This window comes from Pseudomonas sp. DNDY-54 (assembly GCF_019880365.1).
Lineage (GTDB): Bacteria > Pseudomonadota > Gammaproteobacteria > Pseudomonadales > Pseudomonadaceae > Stutzerimonas > Stutzerimonas stutzeri_P.
In genome coordinates, this window is record NZ_CP082271.1 from 1,187,532 (window position 1) to 1,213,734 (window position 26,203).

General features: G+C 61.0%; 27 protein-coding genes. 14 read left to right on the forward strand and 13 right to left on the reverse strand.

All coding sequences use genetic code 11. From position 1 onward, the window contains the following. Positions 1-63 precede the first annotated feature (63 nt). The 3 genes from K4O48_RS05540 to K4O48_RS05550 all read left to right on the forward strand — a co-directional run bounded on the left by K4O48_RS05540 (position 64) and on the right by K4O48_RS05550 (position 1,273). On the forward strand, positions 64-357 hold the full coding sequence (locus K4O48_RS05540; protein WP_222911073.1) for an HNH endonuclease: 294 nt from the start codon (positions 64-66) through the stop codon (positions 355-357). A 23-nt stretch (positions 358-380) separates the two neighbouring features. Continuing rightward, positions 381-725, forward strand: coding sequence for a hypothetical protein (locus tag K4O48_RS05545; protein WP_222911074.1), 345 nt, complete (start codon positions 381-383; stop codon positions 723-725). Between the two features lie 101 nt (positions 726-826). Then, the gene (locus K4O48_RS05550) at positions 827-1,273 is read left to right on the forward strand and encodes an HIT family protein (protein ID WP_222911075.1); all 447 of its coding nucleotides are present in this window, start codon (positions 827-829) and stop codon (positions 1,271-1,273) included. A 94-nt stretch (positions 1,274-1,367) separates the two neighbouring features. Here K4O48_RS05550 and K4O48_RS05555 read toward each other — a convergent pair whose 3' ends face one another. Together K4O48_RS05555 and K4O48_RS05560 are read right to left on the reverse strand one after the other, a co-directional pair. Then, on the reverse strand, positions 1,368-2,633 hold the full coding sequence (locus K4O48_RS05555) for a DUF445 domain-containing protein (protein WP_222911076.1): 1,266 nt from the start codon (positions 2,631-2,633) through the stop codon (positions 1,368-1,370). Positions 2,634-2,763: 130 nt separating this feature from the next. After that, a complete protein-coding gene (locus K4O48_RS05560; RefSeq protein WP_222911077.1) occupies positions 2,764-3,159 on the reverse strand; it encodes a hypothetical protein in 396 nt (131 codons plus the stop codon). Between the two features lie 197 nt (positions 3,160-3,356). Here K4O48_RS05560 and K4O48_RS05565 point away from each other — a divergent pair, with 197 nt between their 5' ends. The 4 genes from K4O48_RS05565 (at position 3,357) to K4O48_RS05580 (ending at position 5,650) form a co-directional block, all read left to right on the forward strand. Beyond that, positions 3,357-3,509, forward strand: a complete 153-nt coding sequence (locus K4O48_RS05565) for a hypothetical protein (protein ID WP_222911078.1) — start codon at positions 3,357-3,359, stop codon at positions 3,507-3,509. A gap of 92 nt (positions 3,510-3,601) precedes the next feature. After that, the gene (locus tag K4O48_RS05570) at positions 3,602-3,823 is read left to right on the forward strand and encodes a hypothetical protein (protein WP_222911079.1); all 222 of its coding nucleotides are present in this window, start codon (positions 3,602-3,604) and stop codon (positions 3,821-3,823) included. 183 nt (positions 3,824-4,006) lie between these two features. After that, positions 4,007-4,435 (forward strand): 3-isopropylmalate dehydratase, encoded by a 429-nt coding sequence (locus tag K4O48_RS05575; protein WP_222911080.1) that lies wholly within the window; start codon positions 4,007-4,009, stop codon positions 4,433-4,435. Between the two features lie 204 nt (positions 4,436-4,639). Then, positions 4,640-5,650, forward strand: a complete 1,011-nt coding sequence (locus tag K4O48_RS05580) for an alpha/beta fold hydrolase (RefSeq protein WP_222911081.1) — start codon at positions 4,640-4,642, stop codon at positions 5,648-5,650. Positions 5,651-5,691: 41 nt separating this feature from the next. On the opposite strand, the gene K4O48_RS05585 is transcribed toward K4O48_RS05580, so the two are convergent. The 3 genes from K4O48_RS05585 to K4O48_RS05595 all read right to left on the reverse strand — a co-directional run bounded on the left by K4O48_RS05585 (position 5,692) and on the right by K4O48_RS05595 (position 9,142). Then, a complete protein-coding gene (locus K4O48_RS05585) occupies positions 5,692-7,551 on the reverse strand; it encodes an SLC13 family permease (protein ID WP_222911082.1) in 1,860 nt (619 codons plus the stop codon). A gap of 149 nt (positions 7,552-7,700) precedes the next feature. Next, positions 7,701-8,702 carry a sensor histidine kinase gene (locus K4O48_RS05590; protein WP_222911083.1) on the reverse strand — a complete coding sequence of 334 codons (1,002 nt, stop codon included), beginning with the start codon at positions 8,700-8,702 and terminating at the stop codon, positions 7,701-7,703. After that, on the reverse strand, positions 8,699-9,142 hold the full coding sequence (locus K4O48_RS05595; RefSeq protein ID WP_222911084.1) for a response regulator: 444 nt from the start codon (positions 9,140-9,142) through the stop codon (positions 8,699-8,701). The genes K4O48_RS05590 and K4O48_RS05595 overlap by 4 nt, the downstream gene beginning before the upstream one ends. Before the next feature lie 276 nt (positions 9,143-9,418). On the opposite strand from K4O48_RS05595, the gene K4O48_RS05600 reads away from it, so the two are divergent. Next, a complete protein-coding gene (locus K4O48_RS05600) occupies positions 9,419-10,324 on the forward strand; it encodes an alpha/beta fold hydrolase (protein ID WP_222911085.1) in 906 nt (301 codons plus the stop codon). Positions 10,325-10,358: 34 nt separating this feature from the next. Here K4O48_RS05600 and K4O48_RS05605 read toward each other — a convergent pair whose 3' ends face one another. The 5 genes from K4O48_RS05605 to K4O48_RS05625 form a co-directional block, all read right to left on the reverse strand. Then, on the reverse strand, positions 10,359-11,309 hold the full coding sequence (locus tag K4O48_RS05605) for an alpha/beta hydrolase (RefSeq protein WP_222911086.1): 951 nt from the start codon (positions 11,307-11,309) through the stop codon (positions 10,359-10,361). A gap of 218 nt (positions 11,310-11,527) precedes the next feature. Beyond that, the gene (locus K4O48_RS05610) at positions 11,528-12,751 is read right to left on the reverse strand and encodes an MFS transporter (RefSeq protein WP_222911087.1); all 1,224 of its coding nucleotides are present in this window, start codon (positions 12,749-12,751) and stop codon (positions 11,528-11,530) included. 77 nt (positions 12,752-12,828) lie between these two features. Continuing rightward, a protein-coding gene (locus K4O48_RS05615; RefSeq protein WP_222911088.1) for an IS3 family transposase occupies positions 12,829-13,991 on the reverse strand; the annotation gives its coding sequence in 2 pieces (ribosomal slippage) (positions 12,829-13,736 and positions 13,736-13,991; 1,164 coding nt in all). A gap of 184 nt (positions 13,992-14,175) precedes the next feature. Continuing rightward, the gene (locus K4O48_RS05620) at positions 14,176-14,700 is read right to left on the reverse strand and encodes an ankyrin repeat domain-containing protein (protein WP_222911089.1); all 525 of its coding nucleotides are present in this window, start codon (positions 14,698-14,700) and stop codon (positions 14,176-14,178) included. Between the two features lie 136 nt (positions 14,701-14,836). Beyond that, the gene (locus K4O48_RS05625) at positions 14,837-16,225 is read right to left on the reverse strand and encodes a cytochrome B6 (RefSeq protein ID WP_222911090.1); all 1,389 of its coding nucleotides are present in this window, start codon (positions 16,223-16,225) and stop codon (positions 14,837-14,839) included. Between the two features lie 279 nt (positions 16,226-16,504). Here K4O48_RS05625 and K4O48_RS05630 point away from each other — a divergent pair, with 279 nt between their 5' ends. Next, positions 16,505-16,717 (forward strand): DUF3820 family protein, encoded by a 213-nt coding sequence (locus K4O48_RS05630; protein WP_222911091.1) that lies wholly within the window; start codon positions 16,505-16,507, stop codon positions 16,715-16,717. Between the two features lie 27 nt (positions 16,718-16,744). Here the strand turns inward: K4O48_RS05630 and K4O48_RS05635 are convergent, their stop codons facing one another. Then, positions 16,745-17,275: a hypothetical protein gene (locus tag K4O48_RS05635; protein ID WP_222911092.1), complete on the reverse strand. Its 531-nt coding sequence runs from the start codon at positions 17,273-17,275 to the stop codon at positions 16,745-16,747. A 302-nt stretch (positions 17,276-17,577) separates the two neighbouring features. On the opposite strand from K4O48_RS05635, the gene K4O48_RS05640 reads away from it, so the two are divergent. The 3 genes from K4O48_RS05640 to K4O48_RS05650 all read left to right on the forward strand — a co-directional run bounded on the left by K4O48_RS05640 (position 17,578) and on the right by K4O48_RS05650 (position 21,477). Next, the gene (locus K4O48_RS05640; RefSeq protein ID WP_222911093.1) at positions 17,578-18,699 is read left to right on the forward strand and encodes a beta-ketoacyl-ACP synthase III; all 1,122 of its coding nucleotides are present in this window, start codon (positions 17,578-17,580) and stop codon (positions 18,697-18,699) included. A gap of 257 nt (positions 18,700-18,956) precedes the next feature. Further along, positions 18,957-20,261, forward strand: a complete 1,305-nt coding sequence (locus tag K4O48_RS05645) for an OprO/OprP family phosphate-selective porin (protein ID WP_222911094.1) — start codon at positions 18,957-18,959, stop codon at positions 20,259-20,261. Positions 20,262-20,349: 88 nt separating this feature from the next. Continuing rightward, positions 20,350-21,477: a GNAT family N-acetyltransferase gene (locus K4O48_RS05650; protein ID WP_222911095.1), complete on the forward strand. Its 1,128-nt coding sequence runs from the start codon at positions 20,350-20,352 to the stop codon at positions 21,475-21,477. Between the two features lies 1 nt (position 21,478). Here K4O48_RS05650 and metR read toward each other — a convergent pair whose 3' ends face one another. Both metR and K4O48_RS05660 read right to left on the reverse strand, forming a co-directional pair. Next, a complete protein-coding gene (metR, locus tag K4O48_RS05655; RefSeq protein WP_222911096.1) occupies positions 21,479-22,405 on the reverse strand; it encodes a transcriptional regulator MetR in 927 nt (308 codons plus the stop codon). A 165-nt stretch (positions 22,406-22,570) separates the two neighbouring features. After that, a complete protein-coding gene (locus K4O48_RS05660; protein WP_222911097.1) occupies positions 22,571-23,161 on the reverse strand; it encodes an exopolysaccharide biosynthesis protein in 591 nt (196 codons plus the stop codon). Between the two features lie 157 nt (positions 23,162-23,318). Between K4O48_RS05660 and metE the strand changes: the two genes are divergently transcribed. Next, positions 23,319-25,619 (forward strand): 5-methyltetrahydropteroyltriglutamate--homocysteine S-methyltransferase, encoded by a 2,301-nt coding sequence (gene metE / locus K4O48_RS05665; RefSeq protein WP_222911098.1) that lies wholly within the window; start codon positions 23,319-23,321, stop codon positions 25,617-25,619. A gap of 113 nt (positions 25,620-25,732) precedes the next feature. Continuing rightward, complete coding sequence (gene ybaK, locus K4O48_RS05670; RefSeq protein WP_222911099.1) at positions 25,733-26,203, forward strand: Cys-tRNA(Pro) deacylase; 471 nt, start codon at positions 25,733-25,735, stop codon at positions 26,201-26,203.

Below are 26,203 nucleotides of genomic sequence, written 5' to 3' on the forward strand. Positions count from 1 at the left end.
GGAGTCATGGGTCGTTACACTTGACCGATAAATACTTGAGTCGACTTTATGGCGGCCACGGCCATGTATATTTCCGCACTTGGATCTAACTTAGACGCAGTAGAAAGCGTGTCAGATGATTCTGCGGCGCAGGAATTACCGGACCGTCTCGTTAAGCGCAGCCGCATCATTCCGACGGGTATAAAGCTAGAAGTGTGGGCGCGTGACGAGGGAAGGTGTGTGACGTGCGGCGCGACCGATGAACTCCATTTCGACCATATCCTCCCTTACTCGAAGGGTGGTACATCATTGAAAGCGGCAAATGTGCAGTTGCTCTGTGCGCGGCATAACTTAAGCAAGAGCGCGAAAATCCAGTGAGGTGGGCGCGTGGTTTGACGAGTATGGCGTTCGTCTCAGCGGTTTCTGCTGCCTTTAATGTCAGCGTGTCAGCAGCCGAGCTGGTGACTGGCACGTATCACCTCGAGATCGAATCGAAATGTGGCGAAGGTAATGTCACTTGTGAGTCGATTCTGATGACGGGACTGAACAAGCACAGTGGTGAACCCGTAACGCTGACAGGAGAAACCTGGCATACGGTCTGCGCCGACGGGTCTCCCTGCCGCTTTCTTGGCTATCGGTTCTTCGACGGCGAGCTCACCTATTTCATCCATCAGAGCGGCTTGCTGGAAGTTATCGCAGGTGATCGAGACCTGAAGCTCAGCGAACAGGGCGAGTGGCGAGACTAAGCGCTATTGAAAGCGTGAGCGGTAATCCATCTAAGGGGCTGGCTCCGGACCACTCGCTGCGTCTATGGTTTGTGCTCCAACCCTCTGCCGTGGAGCTGCCTGTGTCGCTGACCAACCCTTACGACTCCCAAAACATCTTCGCCCAGATCATTCGCGGCGATGCGCCCTGCTACAGGCTATACGAGGATGACGACGTGCTCGCCTTTCTCGACCTGTTTCCGCAGTCCTACGGGCATACGTTGGTCATTCCCAAGCGTTCTGCCGCGTGCAACATCCTCGATGTGGATGCCGATGCGTTGTGCAAGGTCATGCTGGCGGTTCAGAAGCTTACCCGCGCGATCGTCGACGAATTGCAGCCTGACGGTGTGCAGGTCGCGCAGTTCAATGGCGCCCCGGCGGGGCAGACGGTGTTTCACCTTCACGTTCATATCGTGCCGCGTTATGCCGGCGAAGGCTTGGGCATTCATGCAGCTGGCAAGGCTGACCCGGAGGAGCTGGCCAAGCTGCAGCTGCGGCTGCAGCAGAGAATCGGCGCGCAACGTGTTTGATGGCGGGTTAAGCGAAAAAGCGGCATCTGCCGCGGTGGTGGCGACCGCGGCCATACAGCGGGTGCCTGCGGAATGCTGACTTAGCCGATTGTGCCTAGCCGGCCGCTAACTGGGTCAGTGCATGCAGCACCAGACCGACCAGGCCGCCCACCAGGGTGCCGTTGATCCGGATGTACTGCAGGTCTTTACCGACGCTCTGTTCCATCTGCTCGACCAGTTCGCGGCTCTCCCAGTTCTCCACGCGCTGCGCGATGTAGTGTCCGATCTTGCCGCGATAGCGCTCCAGCATCGCCGGGGCGGCAGCCATCAGCTGTTCGTTGATCCAGTGGCGCATGGTGGCGTCCGCCGCCAGGGAATCACCGAGACCCTGGGTCAGCTTGACGATGCGCCTGCCGATACGGGAGTCCGGGCTGTCCAGGTCGGCGCGCAGCCAGTCGGTCAGCTCGCGCCAAAGCGTCTGGATGTATTCGGCGGTGGCGGGATGGTCAAGCAGCTGCGCGACGATCCGCTCGACTTCTAGCCGATAGGCCGGGTCGTGCTTGAGGCGACCGATGTATTCGGCGACGTGCTCGTCGAAACGCTCGCGCAGCGGGTGCTCGGGGTCTCCGGCAATTTCTGCAATCACTGCCGAGATGCCGTCGACGAACTTGTTGGCCGACCAACCGCCTACCGCTTTGCCGAGACCCAAGTAGCGCAGGGTACGAACCTCAGCGGTGATCGCATCGGCCACCAATGCGCGGGTATCGTCATCTTGCAGAAGGGCATCAAGCTTGAGCAGCCCTTCGTCCAGCATCGCCTGGTGTTTGTTTTGCCGGGTGAGCATTTCAAGCACTTGACCGCAGACCGGCGCCAGATCAACCTGCTGTGCCCGCTTGATCAACTTGCTTTGCACGAAGGCTTGCACACGCTCGTCGTACAGCGAATCCACGCCGAATCGCGCCATACCCGTTAGTTGACGCCCCACTGCCTCGGCATTGCTCGGATGGCGCAGCCAGTTGGCCAGGCGACCCCCGAGGTCTAGCGCTTCGAGCTTGGCCAGGACCAGCGGTGTGGACAGAAAATGCGTGGTGATAAACGTGGAAAGATTGCGGCCGATGCGCGCCTTGCTCCGCGGGATAATCGCGGTGTGCGGAATCGGAAGGCCCAGCGGATGACGGAACAGGGCGGTGACGGCGAACCAGTCGGCAATCGCGCCGACCATGGCGGCTTCGGCGAACGAGGCGACATAACCCCAGACCGGATGGCGCGGCTCCATGGCGGTCGCAACGATATAGAGCAATGCGGCAAGTATCAGGAGAAGGCCGGCGACCAGCTTCATGCGGGAAACCGGTGATTGCCAGCGGCGATGCAGAGGGCTCATGAGATTCCTCTTTTCAGGTGCGGCGGATGGGGAGGGTGCTCAGGCCTATCGGAGAGGGAGCACCGGATCTGCCTATACCAGACAGACCCGGGCAGAGATGCGCGGGTTCGGAAACCCGCTGACGTGCCGCTTACTCGTCGTCTTCGTCTTCTTCGCGCAGCAGTACGAAGGTGCCATCTTCGAGGCGCTCGCAGACGTAGAACATTGAAATAGTGCCGTCCTGCTCGGTCACCGCAGCGTAGTCGTCGGCCTCGACGGTGAAATAGCCTTTGGAATCGGAGCCATGTTCACTGGCGAACACGGCGGTGAAGAAGGCGTCCTCGGGCATCCCGTCAAAATAATCGGCACGCGCCTTGGCGTCCCAATCCTGCGGCGGTTCGAACTGGCCGGTGATGATGACGCGGGCGTCGCCCATATCCCGCTCTTCGCCATCGGGATCGGTTTCATGGGCACGGTAGATGGTGCAGCTGAGGGCATCCGGGTCGGCCAAAATACTGTCGCGCGTGGGTTGGATATCAGCAGGCATGGGATCAACTCCGGTCACAGGTGGGATTGCCGGCAGTGTGGTGGAGTCCTGTTGCGGCTGCAATCGCAACTTGGCGAGGCGCAGCAGATTTCCCGGCAGCCGTCGCCATCGGACCGCCGGCAAGCGGGTCAGCGAACGCCGTCGAGCCAATGCGGCTCCAATACCTAGCGCGTCTTGCGTCCTACAGCGAGGTCACCATGAGCCAGAGCCGTCCAGATCAAACCGAGCACGACAATCCTGCCGAGGAGTCGCCGGATATCACCATGACCGACAGCGGCGAAAAAGAGCCGGGCGAGGATCCGGATTTCGATGACAGTGAGATCGAAGGCGAAACGGATGATCGTGGATAAGAGCGATCGCTAACGAACCGGCGCGTACCGATCACGCCAGCCTATCGGCACCACCGGCGCGCTTGAGCGCGGGCCATCATAAGGAGAGCGCTATGGACACCTTTCACGTCAATCCGACCCCCATGGGTTGGGAACTCACCGACACGCAATCCCAGGAAACAGTGCTGCGCACCCTTACCAAGGACGAGATGTTCACTGAGCTCGATACCTTCATGGAGGGCAAGACCGCCTCGGTCGAAGTGTACGATCGGCATGGTGGGCTGGAGGAGGAGAGACCCTATCCAGGCAGCAGCCATCCCATTTCGACCCGATAGACCGACGACTGCTTAGGGCATGGCGGTGGCTTTGGTGTTTACGTGTTCGCTCGGCCCCGGCCCCTCACCCCAACTCTCTCCCGGGAAGGGCGAGGGGGCGTGAACGGTGTCGTTATCAATTGGCGCGGCGCGCGGCAAGCTGACGTACCATCGCCGTTTCGCTTGCTGACTGGAGATCCCCTCATGCGCATGTTCCTTGCACTTATCCCGCTATTGGCGCTGGGCGGCTGTTCGTCATGGCAGGCGGCACCCGAAGACATCAAGCCGGTGCCGGAGGACCGTTTGCGCGGATATCAGATGCCCGTGCCCAACGGTGGCGAAGTGGTGGTAACACGTGACTTCGGCGTCCGCGGTGGTGGCTGCTATGTGGCAGTGATGGTCGATCGCAAGCTTGCAGCCCGTATCCATGTTGGCGAGCAGGTGCGTCTGCACGTGCCTGCTGGAATGCGCATCGTCAGCATCGAGTCGGACCCGGAAGATGACACGCTATGCGGTAAGGGCAATTTGCTGCGCGAGAAGGCCGCCCGTGTCGCGACGGGCGAAACGTTGCAGTTTCGGATCAGCGCGGACAATCGCATCGGCTTCGATATTCAACAGGTTGACGCGAAGTAGGGCTCGGCCTGCACCGGTCAGTGGCGATCGTCCTTCGCTATTGGCCGAACAACGGCGAAACATTTCTTGAGCTGGCATCGCCGAACCTCGCGCAGGTTTCTCGCTCCCATCTAGGCACAACCGTTGTGTTCGGTCGCCGGCCGCCTGCGATGCGCAGCGCCTTGCGCCGACACCGCCGAGCAGTCGCCGGTAAGGAGTCAATGCGTGAATAAGGCCATCTCATCCGTGATCTTCGTTGCCGGGTTTGCCCTGAGCCCGGCATTGCTGGCGCAAGAGTCGCCCGCGTACGGCCCCCATCTCGAGGGGTTCGACTACCCCCATCCCGTCATGCATTTTGAGTTTTCGTCTCAGCGGCAACCCTTGTCGATGGCGTACATGGACGTACCGCCTGAGGGCAAGGCCAACGGGCGAACAATCGTACTTCTGCACGGTAAGAATTTTTGCGCGGCGACCTGGCAACAGAGCATTGCGGTGCTCGCACAGAATGGTTATCGCGTGATCGCCCCAGACCAGATCGGCTTTTGTAAGTCCAGCAAACCTGCGGCCTACCAGTTCAGCTTTGCGCAGCTGGCACACAACACGCAGGCCCTGCTGCAATCGCTGGACATCGAACAGGCCACGTTAATCGGCCATTCAATGGGCGGCATGCTGGCGTCACGGTTTGCCCTGAATCATCCGCAAATGGTCGATCAACTGGTGCTGGTCAACCCGATCGGTTTGGAAGACTGGCAGGCTGAAGGCGTGCCTTATGCGCCCATCGATCAGCTGTACCAGAGCGAGTTGAGCACTGACTTCGACAAGATCAAGGCCTATCAGCAGACGTTCTATTACAACGGCAACTGGGAGCCGCGCTACGACCGCTGGGTGAATATGCTCGCTGGCATGTACGCCGGGGAGGGCAAGGACATCGTCGCCTGGAACCAAGCGCAGACGTCCGACATGGTGTTCACTCAGCCGGTGATCCATGAATTCAGCAAGCTGAGCGTACCGACCCTGCTGCTCATCGGAGGCAAGGATCGCACCGCGCCTGGGGCCAATCGTGCTCCGAAGGAGGTCGCGCAGCGGCTGGGCAATTACCCCGAACTCGGCCGACGCGCTGCCGCCATGATCCCCAACGCGACGCTGGTGCCGTTCCCCGAGTTGGGGCATTCGCCGCAGGTCGAGGCCCCGGAGGTTTTCCACAAGGCCTTACTGCGGGCACTCAACGATCGCTGATCGCAGAGCGACGGGCCGACGTCAAGCCGACCCGCTGTGCGTTACAGCGGCCAGACCCAAAGAATGACCGGTACGGCGACCAGCACGACCAGCGCCGAGAGCGGCAACCCAAGCCGCCAATAGTCACCGAAGCGGTACCCACCGGGTGCCATTACCAAGGTGTTCGATTGGTGCCCGATGGGCGTGAGGAACGCGCATGACGCACCAATCGCCACCGCCATCAGCAATGGATCGGCCGAGGCCTCCATGCCGCGTGACAGGCTGATCGCCACGGGCGCGGCGAGCACGGCAGCGGCGGCGTTATTGACCACATTGGATAACAGCATCACGCCCGCCATCAGGATCGCCACGGTCGCAGCAGGCGGAGCTGACTGGCCGATCTCCAACAACGCGTCCGCGATCAGACGAGAGCCGCCTGTGGTTTCAAGCGCTTCGCCAATCGGCAGCATCGCCGCAATCAGGACGATGATCGACATGTCGATGCTCTTGTAGATATCACCGGTGGGCACCAACCCGACAAGAATCATTGCCATCGCGGCGCCCACCAGCGCGATGGCGGCCGGCATGACGCCCACGGCGATCAGCGCCAACGCGACGGCGAAGATGCTGCTCGCCAACAGCACCTGGCGAGGCGCGGTAATGCGCAGGCCGCGCGAGGCCAGCGGCAGGCAGCCGAGGTTGCTGAGCGTCGATTGCAGCTGATCCTCGCGGGCCTGCAACAGCAAGATGTCGCCCGCGGCGAAGCGGATCTTGCCCAGGCGTTGCCGCAGCCGCTGGCCCTGACGTGCGACGGCGAGGACATTCATGCCATACCGCTCGCGCAACGACAGGCCGGTCGCCGTTGTACCGATCAGCGATGAGCCGGGCGTGACGATGGCCTCGGCCAGTGCGCGTTCCTTGTGGCGATCGGTTTTGGATTCGTTGGCGTCGGGCTGTGCGAGCGTATCGCCGTTCTTTTCCGCTTGTTTTTCCTGTTCGGCTTTCTCGCGCGCTTCCGCCTTGCTGTCGGCTTCTGCGGCGAGCTCCAGATGCGTCACATCGAGGAATCGCTTGAGACTGTCGGAGTCGGCCTCGACCAACAGCACATCCTCGTCGCGCAGCACTTCGTAGATTGAGGGCATGGCCTGATAGTGACCCTCACGCACCAGGGCGATGACCATGACCTCCGCCTCGTCGCCGCCCGCGGCAATCAGCTCGTGCAGCGTGCGGCGGGTGTATTTGCTCTGCGCCGGAACCTTCAGCTCGGTCAGGTACGCGCTGATCTCGAACAACTCCTGGTCACTGCCCTGGTTCTCACGACGTGGTATCAACCGCCAGAGCAAGGTGATCAGCAACACGCCAGCCGCCGTGATTGCCAGACCCACCGGAAGAAACTCGAACATGCGAAAGGGCGCTTCGCCGACTTCGCGTCGATAGCCGGCGATGATGATATTGGGGGGCGTACCGATCAGTGTCAGGGTGCCGCCGAGTAACGATCCGAAGGCCAACGGCATCAACAGATAGGAAGGCGAACGGCCGCTCTGCCGTGACATCCACACCGCCACCGGCATGAACAGTGCCAGCGCGCCGACGTTGTTCATGAACCCTGAGCACAGTGCGACGATCGCGGTGAGCGTCAGCACCTGCACCCACGGCTTATCGCCAACTTTGGTCAGGTGCCGTGCCAGGGAATCGACCACGCCGCTATTGAGCAGGCCCCGGCTGAGCACCAGCACGGCAGCGACCGTAATGACAGCCGGATGCCCGAGGCCCATGAAGGCCTGCTCGGGGGGCACGATGCCGGCAAGGGTGACGACTAACAGGGCACCGAGCGCGACGATGTCGTAGCGCCAGCGATTCCACACGAACAGGCCCAAGGTCGCAGCCAGCACGGCGAATACGATCAACTGATCGCTTTGCATGGGGAAACTCCGAAAAGCAGCTGCACCGCAACCAAGGTGCGGCGAGCAGAGCGGTTGAGTGGAACCAGACATGGTGCGGAGCGGGCGCTATTACAACGCCATCCCGTGCGTGACATGGACCGCTGGGCCGGCGTCCCGTTCGACGGGCGTCACTCAGCGGGGAAGCGAATGGCGACTTGGGCTCCGTTGTTATTGCTGCGCGTCACGGTTGCGTTGCAGCTGTGCGCGAGCGCATCAACCAGCGCCATCCCCTTGGCTCTGTTGCTGGACGCGCTGGGGGTGAGCTCGGCTTCGCTGAAACCGCGTCCCTGATCCGCCACGCAGACCTGAGCCATCCCCGGCTCGAGCCGCCGGATTGTAAGGTGGACCCGATTCACCATGCCGTGCTTGATGGCGTTGATGATGAGCTCGTTGACGATCAGCCCGAGATTGGACGCAGTCTGGAACGAGACGCTGACCGACTGCGCTTCGGTCAGCAGGGTGGCCTCTTCTCCACTCTCGATACGCAATACGCTGCGCGCCAAGTCGGGCAGGTACTCGGCGAGGTCGACGACCCCGCTGGTGTACTTGTGCAGCTCGTTCTGCACTGCACCCACACCTTGGATGCGGCTGATGGCGCCTTGCAGAAGAGTCTTGGCTTCCTCACCGCTGGCGCGATTCTTCGAGATCTGAAGGAAGGCGATAATCAGTTGGAGGTTGTTCTTTACCCGATGGTTGAGCTCGGCCAGCAGGACGCGCTGGTGCTCTTCGAGTTCGCGCTGCTCGGTGATATCGATGCAGCTGCCGAAGTAGCCGGCGAATTCCCCGTTGCGAAAAAACGGCGCTCCGTTATCTAGAAACCACCGATACACCCCATCGCGACGGCGGAGACGGTAGGGCATGGTGAATGCCTCTCGGGCATCGAAGGCATTGTTGTATATGGCTACGCAGCGGTCGTAATCATCAGGATGAACATCCTCCGCCCAGCCATAGCCGAACAGTTGCTCGTGCGGCTTGCCTACGTAGTCCAGCCACGGCTTGTTGAACCAGTCGCAGAGCTTGTCGGTGCGTGACCGCCAGATCATTACCGGAGCGTTATCCGCCAGCTCGCGAAATTCGCGCTCGCCCATCCCGTCCCGCAGTTCACCGGAGCTTCCATCCGTCTGGCTCATCTTCCTGCTCCTGTGCGATCGCTGGCGTATCGAGGGGAAAAGATCTCCAGTGAAGCCGGCAAGGGCGTCGGCAACACCGTGCAGCCGTTGAGCATAGCGTGCGCCACCGCAACACACCGTGCCAGATCTTCTGGTTCGTAGGGTTTGCGCAACAGGCCTAGTGCGGCGTCGGCGTTGTTGCGTGCCGCCTCGAGCTGGCCACTGATGAATACCGAGGCGATGCCGTACCGCTCAAGCAAGTCGCGCGCGAGCGATACGCCTTCATCTTGCCCGCCAAGATTAATGTCAACCAGCGCGATGTCAGCGCACTGGCTTTGAGCGAGTCGCAGCGCGTCTTGGTCACCATAAGCGGGACCGACAATGTGGTGGCCTGCCTCTTCCAGGGTTGAGGCAGCAATCAGCGCGAGTATCGGATCGTCTTCAACCAACAGAATACGCATGAAATCCCTGATAGCGGTGGCACGGATAATGCCGCGTGCCGCCAGGAAGGGCGGCACGCAACGGTGTTTTGCAATGACAACAAGCGCAACGTGACCGTTCCGCTTCGGGCTTCGTTAACGATTGGGCCAACGTGAGGTTGTGTGCTTCGGCGGCAACGACGTGGCGTGTGCGCTGAGATGGGTGATGTGGCATGGCGCGTTATCTAGCGTGAGGCGCTGGCCAAAGCTGACATCTGCGGGCAAGGTTGTAACCGACCCACTGACCGACGACCGCCTATGCCCGAGCACATCCTTCTCCACTGTCGCGACGGTTATGCCCTCGCCGCGCAACTCTGGCTGCCCGACGGTCACGCACGCGGCTCTGTGATCGTCAGCAGTGCGACCGGCGTTCTGGCGCGCTATTACGCGCGCTATGCCGCTTTCCTGCGTGATCAGGGGTACGCCGTGCTGACCTACGATTACCGCGGCATCGGCGGGTCGCGGCCCCCGAGTTTGCGTGACGTCAGCATTCGCTGGCGTGACTGGGGCGATTACGATTTCGACGCGGCGGTGCGCTGGATGCGTGCGCGCGACCCGGAGGGGTTGTTGGTCGCGGTCGGGCACAGTATCGGTGGTTTCCTGCCGGGCTTTTCCACCGCCGCGACTCAGGTCGATCGGTTTCTCAGCGTGGGCGCGCAATTCGCCTACTGGCGGGACTACGCTGCCCCGCAGCGCTGGAAAATGTTCGTCAAATGGCACCTGTTCATGCCGACGGTGACGGCGCTATGCGGGTATTTTCCGGGGCGACGGCTGGGCTGGCTGGAAGATTTGCCCGCCGGCGTGGCGCGGGAGTGGGCTTTTCGCCGGGCGCGGCTGGAACACAGCTATCCGGTCCATGAGCGTGACGAGGTGGTGCAACGCTTTGCCGCGATCCGTGCGCCCATCCTCGCGGTGAGCATCAGCGACGATGAATACGGCACCTTAGCTGCCATCGAGCGCGGACTGAGCTATTACCAGAACAGCCACTGCGAGCATGTGCGCCTCAGCCCGGACGGACTGGGGTTGGTGCGCGTAGGGCATTTTGATCTGTTCCACGAGCGTCACCGGTCGGGCTTTTGGCAGGCCACCCTGGCTTGGATAGACGAGGGCAGAAACCCCTGGACGTCGCAACCGGGCGACTCGACCGACCGCAAGGCCTGCTGAGCGCTGTGCGAACGGCCTGAGCGGGGTCGAGTCGTCAGCCCTTGGTGTCGGCCGTCTCGAGGGTGGTGGTATCGCCACTCGCCTGTCGATCTGTCGGCTGCGATAGCAGTTGCTGGATGGCCTCGGCGTAGGCCGGGCGACCCACACGCATCGCGTTGTTATGGTTGCCGCCTTCTACCAGCAGCAGTTGTTTGGGCTGTCGTGCCGCGGCGTACAGCTCTTCGCTGAAGCGTGCGGGTACGTATTGATCATGAGTGCCATGTACCAGCAACAACGGCATACCGACCTCATCGATTTTGTCGATGGAGTCGAACTTCTGCGACACCAGCCAGCGGATCGGCCACGAGGTGTCGGCGACCTCCGTGGCGATGTCGGCGAGGGTCGTAAAGGTCGACTCGATGATCAGCGCACGCGCCTCTCGTGGCTCGCCCTGGCGGTCCGCTTTACGGCCCAACTCGGCGGCCAAGTCCACCGCCACGGCTCCGCCCAAGGAATGTCCGTAAATCAGCCGTTTGGCAGCATCGGGCTGGAGCGTCTTCAGGTGGTCCCAGGCGATGCGTGCATCTTCATAAACGCTGGCTTCGGACGGCAGCTCACCAAGGCTTTGACCGAAGCCGCGATAGTCGATCGCCAACACCGAGAAGCCCAGCGAGCGGATCTGTTCCAGCCGGAACAGGTGACCGGTGAGGTTCCAGCGCGAGCCGTGCAGGTAGAGCAGCGCTGGTGCATCGGCCTGCTCGCCGGGCCACCACCAGGCGTGAATCTTTTGGGCGTCCCCGAATTCAGGGGTGCTTAGCACCAGTTCCTCCACCTCGCTGGGCAGCCCTCGATACCAACTCGCGGTGCCCGGCTCGATCCGAAACACCAGCTCACGCTCTTTCTCTTCGAGCATCGAGCAGCCAACCGGGAGTACAGCCAGCACTGCAGCGACAACGAGTGATGACAGGGCACGAGCCCGGGTGCGAAAAATCGGCAATCTTGGCATGCGGTTGGAGCACCTCCTGTGGAGCGGACATTGAGCGTTCAGCGGGCAGCGCGTGCAAGCGGCTCGCGACGACAAGTCATTACGGCAGATTGCAGCGTTGCGCTGTGCTGCCGCCGCGGGTCACGTCGCGAGGGCAGTCGTTCGCGGGTTGGCCAGGGGCTGGGGTTGAGCGGTTCCGCAAACGTCAGCGCATCCGATCACGGGCTTCCGGACGGCGCTCAATCGCACGCGACGGCGGCGCTTGTCGTCTTGTCATCGTCGTTGCGTACGTTCCAGGCCCACCAGAACACCAACAGGCCGATCACACCGGTGGCGGCGCCGATGTACCCGGTGGAGGACCAGCCAAGCCCCGCGCTGATCGCCATCCCTCCCAGCCACGGGCCGAGCGCATTGGCGACGTTGAACGCTGAATGGTTGGAGGCTGCCGCAAGGGTTTGTGCATCGGCCGCAACATCCATCAAATGTGTCTGCAGCGCAGGCGACAGCGAAACCATGGTGCCCACGGCAAACGCGGCGGGCAGGAGGGTCCACAGCGAATGGGTGGCGAAGGGGAAAATCAGCAGGACGAAAATACTCCAGAGCAGCAGCCAGGCGATTGCTTTGAAGCCCAACCGGTCGAACAGCCAGCCGCCGAACAGGTTGCCGATGATTGCCCCAAGCCCAAACGCGGCCAGGCCCACCGGGATCCACTTCTCGCTGGCACCGTTGATGTCGAGCAGCGTGGGTGCCAGATAGCTGAACACGCAGAACATACCGGCAAAGCCGATCGAGCTGATGGCCAGCGCCAGCCACACCGGCTTTCGATTGAAGTCGCGCAGTTCGCGCATCGGGTTGTTGCGGGGCTCGCTGCGGTCCAGTGGCAGAAAGAGGGCGACCAGCAGCACAGTCAGCAAGGCAACCATCCCGACCAAGCCGAACGCCCAGCGCCAGCTCAACCATTGCCCCAGCCAGGTCGCGGTGGGGTTGCCGATCAGAATGGCGATCGTTAGGCCAGCCAGCACGCGGCTGACCGCTTTGGCCCGTTGATCGGCCGGCACCATCGAGGCGGCCACCAACATTGCCACACCGAAGTAGGCGCCGTGGGGCAGGCCGGCAATAAAGCGGAACACCATCAGGGAGTGGTAGTCCGGTGCCATGGCGCTGGCGAAGTTGCCCAGCGCGAAAAAGCTCATCAGAAGCAGCAGCAAATGGCGACGAAACAGCCGTGCGCCGAGAATCGCCAGCAGTGGTGCTCCGACCACGACGCCCAGCGCATAGGTGCTAATCACGTGGCCGACCTGCGGCTCGCTGATGCCCAGCCCCTGCGCCACGTTGGGCATCAATCCCATGATGGCGAACTCGCCGGTGCCGATGGCAAACCCGCCCATGGCGAGGGCCAGTTCGATCAGCAGGATGGCGCGCGGCGAAAAGCGCGGTGTCGGCGGGTGGGCGTGCGCCGTCATGGTCGACCTCGGACGATGGGGTGAAAGGCGGGTATGGGAAGGGCGCGATTACCCCGTGCACGTTGTGCATGTAGTGGTCAAGCCATCCCGGACAGTGGGTTAAGTTTTTCTTCGGCTACAGCGGGCGGCAGTCCGGCATTGGCCTGATGAGGCCTCAACCAGTTATAGCGATGCATCAAGTAATGGCTGATGTCCCGCTGCGCCTCTCTGGCTGTCATGTAGCCCGTCGACGGTATCCATTCTGTCTTCAGGCTGCGAAACAGCCGTTCCATCGGCGCGTTGTCCCAGCAGTTGCCGCGTCGACTCATGCTCTGCTGCATGCGGTAGCGCCACAGCCGCTGCCGGAACAGGCGGCTGGCGTATTGGCTGCCCTGGTCGGAGTGAAACATCACGTGCTGCGGCCTACCGCGCTGCTCATGGGCCATATCAAGCGCACGGGCAGCCAGCTCCGCATCGGGTTTTTCGGAGAATGCCCAGCCGACAACGCGGCGCACGTGTAGATCCAGCACCACCGCCAAGTAATGCCAGCGGCCCTGTGCCCAGATGTAGGTAATGTCGCCACACCAGACTTGGTTGGCGCGTTCGACAGTGAACTCGCGGTTCAACAGGTTCGGAATGTCGGGCCGCTCCACCGTCGCTTGCTTGTAGGCATGAGAGCCGGGCTGCTTGCTGACGAGCCCCAGCTCACGCATCAGGCTACGCACCTGGAAACGCCCGATCACCACGCCATCCTCCCGCATCATGCCTAAGATGCTGCGGCTGCCTGCAGCTCCACGGCTCTCGCTGAATAGCTGATTGACCTGGCTACGCAGGGCCACGCGACGCGCATCAATGCGATGCCCCCGGGCACGGTGGGCGTAATAACACGAGCGGGTTACTTCAAACACTGAACAGACCATGTCTACCGGCTCCTGCTCACTCAACTGGTCTATCAGCGCGTACGTTCGAACTCGTCTGACATCAAGAGAGCGGTAGCCTTTTTTAGAATCGCTTTCTCCCGCTCCAGTCGGTTGATCCGGGCTTCCAGCTCCTGGATTTTTTGCTGCTCAGGAGTGAGCGCCTTGCTCTGCGGGGTGATACCGCTGCGCTCCTGCTGGAGCTGCTTGATCCATCGGCGCAAAGCGGAATCCACCACACCCAGTGAACGGCACGCCTCGATGTGGCTGTAGCCTTGATCCAAAACCAGAGCCGCAGCCTCTCGTTTGAACTCGGCGGAAAAAGTACGTCGCTGCTTGCTCATCAGACATCTCTCTATCGGCAAGATTTTCGCCTAAATCGGTGTCCGGGATCAGTAGACCACTACAGCAAGGGGAGGCAGACCGCTTCGGATCAGTACACAAAGAGCGAAGGATGGCGCGATGGTTCAACGACGCGTCACGGGACGCAGGTTTCGCGGCCCGTGGCGAAGCAGCTGCGACAGCTACTCAGCTGTCGATCCGGCTCAGCAGTGCATGGGTATCTGTTGCGCCCATCATGGCTGCGGCGGCGAGTGGTGTCGCGCCGTTGCTGTCAGCCGCATGTGGGTTCGCGCCTTTGGCAATCAGGTACTCGACGATCTCGGTGCGGTTGAACATCGCCGCCATCATCAGCGCGGTCTTGCCATCCGGCGATGCGCCTTCGACATCAGCGCCGTGTTCGACCAGCAGCTTGATGATCGGCAAGTCGCCCTTGAAGGCAGCGCCGGCCAGGGGTGTCTGGCCCTTGTTATTGCGCAATTGCGGGTCAGCGCCGTGTTCCAGTAGTACGCGGGATGCGTCGAGATGGCCATGGTAAGAGGCGAGCATCAGCAGGCTGTCACCGTTGTGGTTACGGATATTCGCCGGTAGCCCGCGACCGAGCAGGTCGGCAAGGCGGGCGGCGTCGCCTTTGCGAGTACTGTCGAAGACCTGCTCAGCGAAGGCCAGGGCGGCATCGTCCAGTTCGGGCTTGGTTTGGGCAGGCTTGGTCATGCGACGGTTCCTTGATTGAGACAGAGCGCCGACGAATTCGTCGGCGCGTGGGGATTGTGACAAGCGAAAAGACAAAAGACGCCATGACAATCGCTATGCGCGGAATAGCGCGCGTTAATTACCCGTCAGAACCTGTTTACAACGTGCGCAGGAAAGCCACCAGATCGGCCTTCTCGTCCTGAGTCAGGCCACGCTGCAGCACCAGATTGAAGAATTCCACGGTGTCATCCAGCGTCAGCAGACGACCGTCGTGCAGGTACGGCGGCGAATCCTTGATGCCGCGTAGCGGGAAGGTCTTGATCGGTCCGTCTCCCACGGCCATGACGCCGTGGTACTCCTGAGGCGCGTAAAAGCGCTCGGTCTGTAGGTTATGCATGAGGTGATCGGTGTAGTAGGGCGGCACATGGCAGCCTGCACAGGCCCCCTTGCCATGAAAGACCTGCTCTCCACGCAGCTCTTGTTCGGTAGCCTTGGCCGGATCAAGCCGACCCTCGACGTTGAGTTTAGGCGCGGGCGGGAAGTCCAGCAGCGCCTGAAATTCACCCATGAAGTGCACCTGGCTGCCGCGCTCAAGCACGTTCACGCCCTTCTTCGCGGCCATCACGATGTCACCGTCGAAATAGGCGGCACGCTGCTCGAACTCAGTGAAATCCTCTACCGTCTTCAGTGCGCGCTGGGAGCCGAAAATCTGCTGCACGTTCACACCGCGCAGGGTTGGCGTGTCGATGCGGTGGCGAAATTTTTGCGGCCGAACATCACCGGCCAGGTGAGTGGCAGCATTGGTGTGGCCGTTGGCATGGCAGTCCAGGCAGGCGACGCCCGTGTGTGGATGCTCGCTGCGTCGGTCGTCGGTGGCATTGAATTGCTGTTGCGGGAAGGTCGACACAAGCAGTCTCAGCCCTTCGAGCTGCTTGGGGTTGAGAATGCCGTTGAACAGCTCGAAGTAATTGCGGATGTTCACCAGCTTGCCCTGCGAGACGTCGCCAAGATCGGGGCGCGTGGTGAGATAGATCGGTGGCGGAAACTCCGGCAAAAAGTGGTCGGGCAGATCGAAATCCAAGTCAAAGCGCGTCAGGTCTCGGCCCTCGATTTCGTTGACCTCATCAATGTGGAACTGGGGGAAAACCATCCCGCCTTCCGGATGGTTCGGGTGCGGCAACGGCATGAATCCGGCTGGGAAGCGCTGTTGCTCGCGGACTTCTTCTGGGCTCAATTGCGCCAGTTCGGCCCAGCTACCGTCCGCCAATTTGACGCGCACGCCGGTTTGTATCGGTTTGCCTCGAGCCATGGTGACGCCTTCCGCCGGGTTGTCGCCCAGGTCATAGCGGTCCCTCAGCAGCACCATGTGTTTCTCAAGGATGGCGGGCTTGTCGGCGGACATGCGTTGCATGATCGACTCGAAATGCTCGGTTATAACGACCGGACTGTAACTGGTTGGCTTGTCGCCCTCGGCGGCATGCACGACGGGCGTAAACGGAGCGGTGCCCAGCGCGAAGGCCAAGCAGGAGCGAGCGAACGCATTCATTGGTGGATTCCTGTATCGACGGGGTCGTACAGAAGGCCTAGAGCCAAACGAGGTCGTCTGCTAAATAGCGTCGGTCTATCACGGCGATAGGAAATTTCTAGCAAGGCTCGGCGCAACATAGACGCCAGCTGCACCGCGGGCTGACGGGGGATGGCGAAAGGCTTTAGATGCGCCCGGTTTGTGTCGTTCCCAGCTTTATTACGAAACGGTCCAGCCGAAGCGAGCTGCCGTCCTTGTCAGGCTATGGCAGTATTCGCGCTCCTCGATCGAAGGGCAGCCATGAAACCCGTAGACCTTCAACGCCTGGTGACCCAAACGATGCCCTACGGCAAATACAAGGGGCGCCTGATCGCCGATCTGCCGGGCAATTACCTGAACTGGTTCGCCCGGGTCGGTTTCCCGCCAGGTGAGCTTGGACAGCTACTCGCTTTGATGCAGGAGATCGACCATAACGGCCTGTCACCCTTGCTCGAACCCCTGCGGCGGCGCTAGTCGCGAAACCGAACAGCGCGTGGCGAGCTATCGCCCTTGTTCAGCCTGTAATGCCGCCAGCGCCGGCGCGGCATAAATGCCGATCTCGACCGCGAGCGCCATGACCCGATCCAGATCGCTTGTGTAGACGAGAACAGCCTGTAATTCGTCGTCCAGCGGCTCGCTGAAATCCACCAGTACATAACCGCCTTTCTCGGGATAAAGGCTGCTGAGCTGTGTCTGGATGCGGTTGAGCGCTTTCAACGGTTCGGTCTTGGCAAGCTGCTTGGCTTTGAGCACGAAGGGAACATCCGGACCGAACGAGCCGAGAATCTGCTCGAACAATGCCTGGTAATCATCGGCCTGGAACAGCACGGTATCCGGCAGGCTACCTACGACCATCCATTCACCCAAGGGAATGGGGAAGTCATCATCGTAAATGATGTCCGGATTGGCCTGAAGAAAGCCCTGCGGGTCGGCATACGCCTGAGCCGCTTCATCGGCGAGTCGGGTGATCTCTTCGTCGCTCATGCAACCGGAGCTGATCAGGCGGATCAGTTCCGCAAGTGGGTCTCTCATTGGACGGTCCTGCTGAGTGGAGTCGCAAGAATAACCGATAGCCGTCCCTGGCCGGCGCGCAGCGTGCGTCGAGGCATCTGATTCCAGGTCGTTACGCGCGGTTGCGAACAACGATGACGGCGTTCTCACGCTGTGATCGTTTTGTCTGCCTTTTCAAGGCGCCGCTGCAGATTCTGTTAGGTTTTCGTGCACAATAGCCGCCATATAAACAGACGCGGCATGAACGATCGCATCGGCGTTGGCCGGCTTCGCTCCTGTTCCGACGCCCGACTATGATCAGCCAATATTCGAGAGGAACGACTGTGCATAACGTCGTCATCAGCGGTACCGGCCTTTACACCCCTGCCCAGAGCATTTCCAACGATGAGCTGGTTGAGTCTTTCAACACCTACTCACGTCGTTTCAACGATGAGAATGCGACAGCGATCGAAGCGGGTGATGTCCAGCCAATGCCGGAATCCAGCTCGGCGTTCATCGAAAAGGCGTCCGGCATCAAGAGCCGCTTCGTCACTGACAAAGCCGGCATCCTGGATCCGGACCGCATGGTTCCTCGCATCCCGGAACGCAGCAACGACGAGTGGTCCATTCTCTGCGAGATGTCGGTCAAAGCCGCCCAGCAAGCGCTGGAGCGCGCCGGCAAGACAGCCGCCGATATCGATGGCGTAATCGTTGCCTGTTCCAATCTACAGCGCGCCTACCCGGCGGTTGCGATCGAAGTACAGGCCGCACTGGGCATCAAAGGCTTCGGTTTCGACATGAACGTGGCGTGCTCCTCGGCCACCTTCGGTATCCAGAATGCAGCCAACTCGGTTCAGCTGGGCCAGGCGCGGGCGATCCTGATGGTCAATCCGGAAATCTGTACAGGCCACATGAACTTCCGCGACCGTGACAGCCACTTCATTTTCGGCGACGCGTGCACGGCGGTCATCGTCGAGCGCGCCGATCAGGCCACGTCTGCCCATCAGTGGGATATCGTCAGCACCCGGCTGGTTACCGAATTTTCAAACAACATTCGCAACAACTTCGGCTTCCTCAACCGTACTGCCGAGGAATACATGACCAACCCGGACAAGCTGTTCGTCCAGGAAGGCCGCAAGGTATTCAAGGAAGTCTGCCCGATGGTGGCTGAGCTAATCGGTGAGCACCTGAAGGAAAATGATATTGAAGTCGGTCAGGTCAAGCGCTTCTGGTTGCATCAGGCCAACCTGAACATGAATCATCTCATCGTGCGCAAGCTGCTCGGCCGTGACGCGAGCCCGGAGGAGGCGCCGGTGATTCTGGATACCTATGCGAACACCAGTTCAGCCGGTTCGGTCATTGCGTTTCACAAGCATCAGGATGATCTGCCCAGCGGCAGCCTGGGCGTGCTCAGCTCTTTCGGCGCCGGTTACTCCATAGGCAGCGTGATTCTGCGCAAGCACTGATCGCCGCGCGACGACAAAAGGGTGGACTTAGGTCCGCCTTTTTTGTGCCTGTTTTTCACTCCGGAAGGCGCGGTGGGCGGCCAAAGCAGACGGAGGGCTTGTGCACTGCTGCGATAAGCGGCCGTCCTTTTAGTTCCTTGTGTAATAAAACCTTTATCGAACAGCCACTTGACTGACACACCGGCTGGCCAAGATTCCCGCAGCACAAAGAGCCAGCCTCCTGTGTTCACCAACGCTGACCTTTAAGGGGAATTTTGATGATCCGTAAGCACTTCGCCGGTTTCGCCGCCAGCGCCCTCGCTCTGGCCGTTTCCGCCCAGGCTTTCGCCGGCACCGTCACCACCGATGGCGCCGATATCATGATCAAGACCAAGGGTGGTCTGGAAGTAGGAACGACGGACAAGGAGTTCTCTTTCAAGATCAACGGTCGTCTGCAAGCCGATGCCGACAGCTTCGATGGTTTCTACACCCAAAACGGTGAGCGTGCTGACGAGACCTATTTCCGCCGGGCACGTATCGAGATATCGGGTGTGGCCTTTACCGACTGGGGTTATACGTTCAACCGCAACTTCGGCGACAGCTCGAGCAGCTGGGATGAACTGGCGATCCACTACAACGGTTGGAAGCCCGTGCAACTATCGATAGGCCGCATCAACCCGACTTTCGGTCTGGAAGAAGCGGTCAGTTCCAAATGGATCACTGCGATCGAGCGGTCGGCCATGTATGACCTGGCGCCCTGGCTGAATAGCCATGAAGACGGCGAAGGCATCCGGTTGCGCGCAACGGCAGGCATGTTCCATGGTGAGATCGGTGGATACCGTCAGAGCGGAAACGAGGATGAAGATGGCCAGAACAACACCTCCTTCATCGCTCGTGGTGTGGTCGCGCCGATCGTTCAAGATGACCAAGTGCTGCACTTCGGCCTGAATTTCGCTACACGTGAGGTCGAAGCGGGCTTTGAAGAAGAAATCGAATCGCGCCTGTCGGTCCGCGGCACCACCGAAGACGGCCCGAATGGTAACCGCGCATTGTTTGGTGGCGCCGCGCTTGACGGCACTGACCAGGCCTGGGGCCTCGAAGCGGCGTACATGATCGGCCCATTCTCCGTCCAGGGCGAGTACCTCACCCGCAACGCGGATGGCGACGCCGCGCTGAACGGCAATGACAACGATCTGGAAGCCACCGGCTACAACGTCCAGCTCGCCTACACACTTACCGGTGAGTCACGCAGCTACAAGCTTGATGGCGGCAAGTTCGACAAGATCAAGCCCGAGAACAAGCAACTCGGCGCGTGGGAGGTCTTCTACCGTTACGACAACATCACGGTTGACGAAACGGCCATGTTGCCGGTTGGTGAAGGTGGCGCCGTGCCAGTGGCCGGCTTGACGGTCGACAGTGCCGAGGCCGCCGCGAAGACTCACACCATCGGCGTCAACTGGTATGCCAACGAGGCGGTAAAGATCTCCGCCAACTACCTGAAGACCAGTGTGGATGACGTGGTCAACGCCAATGGCGACGACGACGGCGACGCCATTTCCCTGCGCGCCCAATACGTCTTCTAAGCAACACCGCTACGCTCGCGATGCTCCTTATAAAGCCCCATGTTTATGGGGCTTTTTTTCGTCCCGGTTACAGGCCAGACTGGCGCGCATGCCTATTCAGACCCTGTCCCGCCTTGCCGATATCGATCCCGCTCGTTGGGATGCATTGCTTGCCGATAATCCTCAGCCATTTCTAAGGCACGCTTTCCTGTCCGCTTTGGAAGACAGCGGCAGCGTCGGGGGTCGCACCGGTTGGCGTCCGCATCATCAGGTCCTCAGTGATGCGCAGGGTGACGTGATCGCCGCGCTACCGCTGTACGGCAAGACCAACTCCAACGGCGAGTACGTGTTTGATTGGGCCTGGGCCGACGCCTGTCATCGCGCCGGCATCGACTACTACCCCAAGCTGCTCTGCGCGGTGCCGTTCTCTCCAGTGACCGGCGCACGGCTACTCGGTGATCGCGAGGCGGCGGCGCGGTTGCTTGATCAGCTCACGGCCGAGCTTGACGCGCAAGGGCATTCCAGCCTGCACGTTAACTTCACCGAGCCGGACGCCGACGCCGTATTGCACGCGCGCGAAGGCTGGCTGGAGCGCATCGGTTGTCAGTTTCATTGGCACAACCGCGGCTACCGTGATTTCCAGGATTTCCTTGACGCGCTGACGTCGCGCAAACGCAAGCAGCTGCGAAAGGAGCGCGAGCAGGTGGTGGGGCAGGGGATCGAATTCGACTGGCGCGAAGGCCACCAGCTCAGCGAGGCAGAGTGGGATTTCGTCTATGCGTGCTATGCCAACACTTATCACGTGCGTGGCCAGGCGCCGTACCTCACGCGCAGCTTTTTCAGTTTGCTGGCCGAGCGTATGCCGGAAGCGATCCGCGTGGTGCTCGCCCGTCAGGGTGGCCGGTTAGTGGCGATGGCATTCAGCCTGATGGACGCATGCGGGCTGTATGGCCGCTACTGGGGTTGCCTCGCCGAATTCGATCGGCTGCATTTCGAGACTTGCTTCTATCAGGGCATCGACCAAGCAATTGCCGCGGGCTTGCCTCGGTTTGATGCCGGTGCGCAGGGCGAACACAAGCTGATCCGGGGCTTCGAACCGGTGATCACGCGCTCCTGGCACTACCTGGAGCATCCAGGGTTGCGTGCTGCGGTCAGCGACTTTCTCCAGCAGGAGCGGGCGGGCGTGCTGCGCTATGCCGAGGCGGCGTGCGACGCACTGCCCTACCGGCAGGCCTGAGTCATTTCGCTTTCGACGCTGCGCTGACGCCTTCGAGCGTAGCAAACGAGGTGTCTTTGGCGGTCAGCAAAAAGTCGCGCATGAAGGGCGAATCCAGCATGTCGGCCCGAATGCCGGCAAACAACGTCGCGAACAGGCCTTTCTCGCCGAGCCGTTTGGCAGTGACGTAGCCGCGCGTGCTGTATTCATGCAGTGCCCAGTTCGGCACGCAGCACACGCCGCGACCGGAGGCCACCAACTGCATCATCATCACGGTAAGTTCCGAGGTACGAACCTGCGCGGGTTCGATGTCGGCGGGCTCAAGGAAACGGGTGAAAATATCGAGGCGGTCGCGCTCTACCGGGTAGGTGATCAGGGTTTCGCTGCTCAAGTCTTCGGCCCGCACGTAAGGCCGGTTCGCCAGTGGGTGCTGATTTGCGACGGCCAGCAGCGCTTCGTAGGTGAACAGCGGCACATAGGTGATGCCGGGCAGCTCGACCGGATCGGAGGTGACAACCAAGTCCAGATCTCCCCTGGCCAAAGCCGGCAGCGGTGCGAAGGAAAACCCCGACGCCAGGTCCAGTTCGACTTCCGGCCAGGCATCGCGGAACTGATCGATAGTCGGCATCAGCCACTGAAAGCAACTGTGGCACTCGATCGCCATGTGCAGGCGTCCGGCAGTACCACCGGCCAGCCTGGCGAGGTCGCGTTCAGCGCTGCGCAGTTGCGGCAGCACGCTGTCCGCCAGCTGTAGCAGGCGTAAACCGGCACTGGTGAAGCGAACCGGGCGGGTCTTGCGCACGAAGAGCTGGACGCCCAGGCGTTCCTCCAGCTCCTTGAACTGGTGCGACAGGGCGGACTGAGTGAGATGCAAGCGTTCGGCGGCTTCGACGAGGCTGTCAGTTTCGCGCAGCGCATGAAGGGTTTTCAGGTGACGAATTTCCAGCATGCGGCGGACTTCCTGCTGCTTCGGTTAACAAGGCGGGATTTCGAGTGCTGCCAAAGAGATCGGCGTCTTGAACATCGCTCATTGTGATGGCCAAGTGTGTCCCAGCGAGATGCCCGTTGTCGAATCGTCGAAGCAGATGTGTAAGTCAGCCACTGCACCCGCGTATCACATCCAGATACGACTCAGCAGATAGGCCAGGGCGCACAGAGCCAGAAAGGCTATGAGCACCCATGCACCGTCGCGCGCCATCATGCCCAATCCGAGACAGCTCAGCGCCGCGCCGGCGAGGGAGTTGCCGAACGGGATCAGTTCCAGCGGTGGCATCGTCGCGGCAATCAGTACACATACCAGCGCGTTGACGTACACCGCGACGCCCTCTGTGAGGAATGTCAGCCGATGTCGCAGCAGGCGATCGATCTGTTTGGCCGGACGCTTGAGGAAGGCTAGGGCGCGACGGTATTTGCTGCGTGACACGCAGCGCTGAAGCAGCCAGCGAGGCAACCAGAAGTGATTACGTCCGATCAGCAACTGAAGCGCGATCAGCCCCACCATCACGGCAAAGAACGTCGGCAAGCCGGGGATGCCCGACAGTGGCGAGAAAACAAGCAAGCCCGGTACCAGCAGCAGCGCGCCGAAGCTGCGGTAGCCTGTCGCTTCAAGCATGTCGTCAATGGTAACGGGGCCGTCGGGTTCGCCTGCGTGTCCAAGCTGGTCGAGAAGCGACCTGAGATTCTGCGGCTGTTGCTCACCTATCATCCGTTGTTCCCCGCTGCGTCTGATAGTTAGAGAACAGACGCAGCAAAAGGTCCAACATGAATAGATTTGATAGCTAAGACAAATAACATGAGGTTGTCTCACTCGGCGATGGCCCCGACAATCTACCAATCAAAAGCGAAACGAATTGGAGATTGTTATGGCTGTCGCTCATTCCCTGGGGTTTCCGCGCATCGGCGCCGACCGTGAACTGAAAAAGGCACTCGAAGCGTACTGGAAGGGCGACTTGAGCGAGGATGAGCTCCGGCAGATCGGACGCCAGCTGCGCGCCGCGCATTGGCAGCTACAAGCTGACGCCGGCATTGATCTACTGCCGGTGGGAGATTTCGCCTGGTACGACCAAGTACTGACACACTCGTTGATGTTCGGAGTGGTTCCCGAACGGTTCCGCCCCGAGGATGGCGTACCCACCCTGGATACCCTGTTCGCCATGGCGCGCGGGGTCACTAAAGGTTGCTGTGGCGGCGCGCAGGCGCAGGAGATGACCAAGTGGTTCGATACGAACTATCACTATCTCGTCCCCGAGTTCACCGCGGATCAGCAATTCGGGCTGTTCTGGACGCAGCTGTTTGAGGAGGTCGAGGAAGCGCGAGCGCTGGGGCATGCGGTCAAACCGGTACTGATTGGCCCGCTGACCTACCTCTGGCAAGGCAAAGCCAAGGGCGAGGCCTTCGACAAGCTGGAGCTGCTCGACCGGCTACTGCCAGTCTATGGTGAGGTGCTCGAGCGACTGGCGGCGCAGGGCGTCGAATGGGTACAGATTGACGAGCCGATTCTGGTACTGGATCTGCCTCAGGACTGGAAGAATGCCTTCGAGCGCGCCTACAACCTGTTACAGCGTGCGCCGTTGAAGAAGCTGGTCGCGACCTACTTTGGCGGTCTGGAAGACAATCTGGGCCTGGCCGTCTCGTTGCCAGTGGATGGTTTGCACATCGATTTGGTACGCGCGCCGGAGCAGTACCCGGTCATTCTCGATCGACTGCCGGCCTATAAGGTCCTTTCGCTTGGCATGGTGGACGGCCGCAACGTCTGGCGCTGCGACCTGGACCGCGCCGTGAACGTGCTGCGTCATGCTGCCGAGCGGCTCGGCGAGCGGTTATGGTTGGCGCCTTCCTGTTCGCTGTTGCATACACCCGTCGACCTGGCGAGAGAGGATCGGCTGGATGCTGAGCTCAAAAGCTGGCTCGCCTTTGCCGTACAGAAGTGTGCAGAAGTCTCGATACTGACGCGCGCGCTGAACGTTCCGGACGATGAACAGGTACAGGATGTGTTGCGTGCTAGCCGTGCGGTACAGGCTGCTCGCTCGCGATCGCCGCGTATCCACAAACCCGAAGTGCAGGCGCGTTTGGCTGCAATCGAGCCGCGCCATAGTCACCGTCAGTCACCCTTTGCTGAGCGAATCGACAAGCAGCGCGCGCGGCTCGATCTCCCGAGGTTCCCGACCACGACCATTGGCTCCTTTCCCCAGACGCCGGGCATCCGCCTGGCGCGTCAGGCCTTCAAGCAAGGTCAGCTCGCGCTGAGTGATTACACCGAGGCGATGCAGGCGGAAATCCGTCATGCGGTGGCGGTACAGGAGCAGCTGGGCCTGGACGTGCTGGTGCACGGCGAGGCCGAGCGTAACGATATGGTGGAGTATTTTGCCGAGCAGCTCGACGGTTACGCGTTCACACGTTTTGGCTGGGTGCAGAGCTACGGCTCGCGCTGCGTCAAGCCGGCGATCATCTATGGTGACCTGAGCCGTCCGGCACCGATGACGGTGGAGTGGATTCGTTACGCTCAGCAGCAAACCAAGAAAGTCATGAAGGGCATGCTGACCGGTCCGGTGACCATGCTGATGTGGTCATTCACACGCGACGATCTCAGTCGTGAGCAGCAGGCCCGGCAGCTGGCGTTGGCGATCCGCGACGAGGTCTGCGATCTCGAGGCGGCGGGCATCAGAATCGTACAGATCGACGAGGCGGCGTTTCGCGAAGGTCTTCCGTTGCGCCGGGCTCAGTGGCAAGGCTACCTCGACTGGGCAGTTGAGGCGTTTCGTCTGAGTGCCAGCGGTGTGCGTGACGAAACGCAGATCCACACCCACATGTGTTACAGCGAGTTCAACGATGTGATCAAGTCGATCGCCGCGATGGATGCCGACGTCATCACCATCGAAACGTCGCGTTCGCAGATGGAGCTGCTTGAAGCGTTCCGCGCGTTTGACTATCCCAACGACATTGGCCCGGGCGTGTATGACATCCATTCGCCGCGGGTGCCGGATACCGGTGAGATGGTTCAGTTGCTGGAAAAGGCTTGCGAGCGTATCCCGGCCGAGCGGCTCTGGGTCAATCCGGACTGCGGCTTGAAAACCCGCAGCTGGCCGGAGACCGAGGCGGCGCTGGTTAATATGGTTGCTGCCGCGCGGCAGCTACGTACCGCACAGCGAGCAAAGGTGGCCTGAGTCGCCTCTCGGAGTCGTGCATTACGCCAAGCAAAACATGCCAGCCCGCACCCCGTGCGGGCTGTCTTGTTTTTGGCTACTGTAGCGGTCTCATTCCCGCGATCCGTTCTGTCATGACCCCTGCCATCGATCTGCTGAAAAAGGCCAAGGCCGAGCATCACATCCACAGCTACGAGCACGACCCGAAGTCCGCCTCTTACGGACTGGAAGCGGCCGAGAAACTTGGCCTTGAGCCCGCGCGGGTATTTAAAACGTTGTTGGCCTGCAGCGAAAAGAACGAGTTGCTGGTGGCGGTGGTGCCGGTCGCCGGGAGCCTCGATCTGAAAGCGCTGGCGCAAGCGGCCAAGGTGAAGAAGGTCGACATGGCTGATCCGATGGCAGCGCAGCGCGCAACGGGTTATCTGGTGGGCGGTATCAGCCCGCTGGGCCAGAAGAAGCGGTTGCGGACGTTCATTGACAGCTCGGCACAGACGCAGCCGAGCATCTATGTCAGCGCGGGGCGCAGAGGGCTCGAGGTGGAGTTGGCAGCGCAGGCGCTGGCCGAGCATACCGGAGGATGCTTCGCATCGATCGGGCGGCCTTGA

What these genes read in the sequence shown, in the direction of transcription:
- ybaK (WP_222911099.1), top strand. Translation starts at nt 25,733, where the DNA reads ATGACCCCTGCCATCGATCTGCTGAAAAAGGCCAAGGCCGAGCATCAC.
- K4O48_RS05540 (WP_222911073.1), top strand. Translation starts at nt 64, where the DNA reads ATGTATATTTCCGCACTTGGATCTAACTTAGACGCAGTAGAAAGCGTG.
- K4O48_RS05560 (WP_222911077.1), bottom strand. Translation starts at nt 3,159, where the DNA reads ATGCCTGCTGATATCCAACCCACGCGCGACAGTATTTTGGCCGACCCG.
- K4O48_RS05585 (WP_222911082.1), bottom strand. Translation starts at nt 7,551, where the DNA reads ATGCAAAGCGATCAGTTGATCGTATTCGCCGTGCTGGCTGCGACCTTG.
- K4O48_RS05565 (WP_222911078.1), top strand. Translation starts at nt 3,357, where the DNA reads ATGAGCCAGAGCCGTCCAGATCAAACCGAGCACGACAATCCTGCCGAG.
- K4O48_RS05590 (WP_222911083.1), bottom strand. Translation starts at nt 8,702, where the DNA reads ATGAGCCAGACGGATGGAAGCTCCGGTGAACTGCGGGACGGGATGGGC.
- metE (WP_222911098.1), top strand. Translation starts at nt 23,319, where the DNA reads ATGGCTGTCGCTCATTCCCTGGGGTTTCCGCGCATCGGCGCCGACCGT.
- K4O48_RS05575 (WP_222911080.1), top strand. Translation starts at nt 4,007, where the DNA reads ATGCGCATGTTCCTTGCACTTATCCCGCTATTGGCGCTGGGCGGCTGT.
- K4O48_RS05630 (WP_222911091.1), top strand. Translation starts at nt 16,505, where the DNA reads ATGAAACCCGTAGACCTTCAACGCCTGGTGACCCAAACGATGCCCTAC.
- K4O48_RS05635 (WP_222911092.1), bottom strand. Translation starts at nt 17,275, where the DNA reads ATGAGAGACCCACTTGCGGAACTGATCCGCCTGATCAGCTCCGGTTGC.
- K4O48_RS05610 (WP_222911087.1), bottom strand. Translation starts at nt 12,751, where the DNA reads ATGACGGCGCACGCCCACCCGCCGACACCGCGCTTTTCGCCGCGCGCC.
- K4O48_RS05625 (WP_222911090.1), bottom strand. Translation starts at nt 16,225, where the DNA reads ATGAATGCGTTCGCTCGCTCCTGCTTGGCCTTCGCGCTGGGCACCGCT.
- K4O48_RS05555 (WP_222911076.1), bottom strand. Translation starts at nt 2,633, where the DNA reads ATGAGCCCTCTGCATCGCCGCTGGCAATCACCGGTTTCCCGCATGAAG.
- K4O48_RS05545 (WP_222911074.1), top strand. Translation starts at nt 381, where the DNA reads ATGGCGTTCGTCTCAGCGGTTTCTGCTGCCTTTAATGTCAGCGTGTCA.
- K4O48_RS05660 (WP_222911097.1), bottom strand. Translation starts at nt 23,161, where the DNA reads ATGATAGGTGAGCAACAGCCGCAGAATCTCAGGTCGCTTCTCGACCAG.
- K4O48_RS05600 (WP_222911085.1), top strand. Translation starts at nt 9,419, where the DNA reads ATGCCCGAGCACATCCTTCTCCACTGTCGCGACGGTTATGCCCTCGCC.
- K4O48_RS05605 (WP_222911086.1), bottom strand. Translation starts at nt 11,309, where the DNA reads ATGCCAAGATTGCCGATTTTTCGCACCCGGGCTCGTGCCCTGTCATCA.
- K4O48_RS05650 (WP_222911095.1), top strand. Translation starts at nt 20,350, where the DNA reads ATGCCTATTCAGACCCTGTCCCGCCTTGCCGATATCGATCCCGCTCGT.
- metR (WP_222911096.1), bottom strand. Translation starts at nt 22,405, where the DNA reads ATGCTGGAAATTCGTCACCTGAAAACCCTTCATGCGCTGCGCGAAACT.
- K4O48_RS05570 (WP_222911079.1), top strand. Translation starts at nt 3,602, where the DNA reads ATGGACACCTTTCACGTCAATCCGACCCCCATGGGTTGGGAACTCACC.
- K4O48_RS05595 (WP_222911084.1), bottom strand. Translation starts at nt 9,142, where the DNA reads ATGCGTATTCTGTTGGTTGAAGACGATCCGATACTCGCGCTGATTGCT.
- K4O48_RS05645 (WP_222911094.1), top strand. Translation starts at nt 18,957, where the DNA reads ATGATCCGTAAGCACTTCGCCGGTTTCGCCGCCAGCGCCCTCGCTCTG.
- K4O48_RS05620 (WP_222911089.1), bottom strand. Translation starts at nt 14,700, where the DNA reads ATGACCAAGCCTGCCCAAACCAAGCCCGAACTGGACGATGCCGCCCTG.